The sequence below is a fragment of the Tannerella forsythia genome (assembly GCF_003860135.1).
Taxonomy (GTDB): domain Bacteria; phylum Bacteroidota; class Bacteroidia; order Bacteroidales; family Tannerellaceae; genus Tannerella; species Tannerella forsythia_A.
On sequence record NZ_RQYN01000174.1, the window covers coordinates 1 to 379 of the forward strand.

Sequence of the window (379 nt, forward strand, 5' to 3'; positions counted from 1 at the left end):
ACTCGCTTCGCTTCGGACAGCCTGATTTTCTTTCGCCCTGCTCGCTGCTCCGTCGGCTCACCGCCCGAGGCCGAAAGACGAACGCCGAGGCGTTCGAGGCGGGATTCCTCCCCCTGCGTTCGGAATGACAGAGGTGAGCCGTTGGGAAAGCACCTTTCCCCGCGTTGGGAAAGCATCGTTCGCAGTATTGGGAAAGCACCTTTCCCCGTGCCGGGAAAGCCGCTTTCCCAAATAGCCGTTATTTGACCGAAAGCGGTTTCTCGAACACCGCTGTACGCGGCTCTTTCAATGACTTGTTTCCGGTCGAGAACTGCGTCGTGACTTCCAACTGATACGTTCCGACGGGGAGGGCGGGGATGATGATCATCAGCTCCGAGGG

General features: G+C 58.8%; 1 protein-coding gene. It reads right to left on the reverse strand.

From position 1 onward, the window contains the following. Positions 1 to 238: 238 nt before the first annotated feature. Positions 239 to 367, reverse strand: coding sequence for a DUF4469 domain-containing protein (locus tag EII41_RS13840; protein ID WP_260425610.1), 129 nt, complete (start codon positions 365 to 367; stop codon positions 239 to 241). Positions 368 to 379: the final 12 nt, after the last annotated feature.